The 1735-nt window shown below is 69.9% G+C and carries 1 protein-coding gene; it reads left to right on the top strand.

The window, feature by feature from the left end; all coding sequences use genetic code 11:
• The coding region (locus tag ADK28_RS28575) for an autotransporter outer membrane beta-barrel domain-containing protein (RefSeq protein WP_048797364.1) at positions 1-1735 on the top strand (1735 nt) is incomplete at both ends.

The raw sequence follows: 1735 nt of genomic DNA, 5'->3' as shown, positions 1-1735 counted from the left end.
CGACGGGCGTGGCCTACGGCCCGACCCAGTTTGTAGTGGATCTGCCGGGCGTCGGCGCGGTGCTGGACAAGGGCAAACCGACCGAGCGCGTCTGCAGCGATGTGTTGTGCGGCCTGGATTTCTGGAGCAACGACATCTCCGGCCATGGCGGCCTGACCAAACAGGGCATCGGCACGTTGGTGCTGACCGGTAACAACACCTATTCCGGCCCGACGCTGGTCAATCAGGGGCGGCTGGCGATCAACGGCTCGGTCACCTCGGCCGTCAGCGTGCAGAGCGGCGGCATCGTCGGCGGCAGCGGCACGGTCGGTTCGCTGACCGCCCGCCGCGGCGGCACCGTGGCGCCGGGCAACTCGATCGGCACCCTGAACGTGGCCGGCGACGTCAGCTTCGAGCCGGGTTCGCGCTATGCGGTGGAAGTGGGCCCGAACGGCCAGAACGATCGGATCCAGAGCAGCGGAGCGGCGACGATCGGCGGCGGTGAGGTGGCGGTCACGCTGGAGGACAGCAGCAACCTGCTGACGCAAAGCGAGGTGCGCAGCCTGCTGGGCCAGCAGTACACCATCCTGAGCGCGCAGCAGGGGGTCAGCGGACAGTTTGACGCGGTGGCGCCGAACTACCTGTTCCTCGGCACCGGGCTGAGCTACCAGCCGACCGGGGTAACGCTGAGCGTCGGGCGCAACGGCACAAGCTTCGCCAGCGTGGCGCAGACGCCGAACGAACGGGCGGTGGCGGCGGCGGCGGATGCGCTGGCGGCGGGCAACCCGGTGTACGAGAGCCTGCTCAACAGCGGCACGGCGGGCGAGGCGCGGCAGGCGTTCCGTCAGCTGTCGGGGCAAATCCATGCGGATATCGCGTCGGCGCTGGTGAACGACAGCCGCTACCTGCGTGAGGCGCTGAACGGGCGTCTGCGTCAGGCGGAAGGGCTGGCGAGCTCGTCGGCCATCAAGGCGGACGAGGACGGCGCCTGGGCGCAGTTGCTGGGAGCGTGGGACCATGCGTCGGGCGACGCCAACGCCACCGGCTATCAGGCCTCGACCTACGGGGTGCTGGTGGGGCTGGACTCGGCGGCGGCGGCCGACTGGCGGCTGGGGGTGGCGACCGGCTACACCCGCACCTCGCTGCACGGCGGATACGGGTCGAAGGCGGACAGCGATAACTACCACCTGGCGGCGTACGGCGACAAGCAGTTCGGGGCGCTGGCGCTGCGCGGCGGGGCGGGCTACACCTGGCACCGCATCGACACCAAGCGGTCGGTGAACTACGGGATGCAGTCGGACCGCGACACGGCGAAGTACAGCGCGCGCACCGAGCAGCTGTTCGCCGAAGCGGGCTACAGCGTGAAGGGCGAGTGGCTGAACCTGGAGCCGTTCGTCAACCTGGCGTACGTGAACTTTGAAAACAACGGCATTGCGGAAAGCGGCGGCGCAGCGGCGCTGCGCGGCGACAAGCAGCACACCGACGCGACGGTGTCGACGCTGGGACTGCGCGCGGACACTGAGTGGCAGGTGAGCCCGGGCACGACGGTGGCGCTGCGCAGCGAGCTGGGGTGGCAACACCAGTACGGCGGGCTGGAGCGTGGCACCGGGCTGCGGTTCAACGGCGGCAACGCGCCGTTCGTGGTGGACAGCGTGCCGGTGTCGCGCGACGGGATGGTGCTGAAGGCGGGGGCGGAAGTGGCGGTGAACGAGAACGCCTCGCTGTCGCTGGGCTACGGCGGGCTGCTGTCGCAGAA

Source organism: Serratia sp. 506_PEND (genome assembly GCF_001076875.1).
Classification (GTDB): Bacteria; Pseudomonadota; Gammaproteobacteria; order Enterobacterales; family Enterobacteriaceae; genus Serratia; species Serratia marcescens.
Note: the sequence above shows the minus strand (reverse complement) of the source record. Positions and strands in the feature narration are given on the sequence as shown.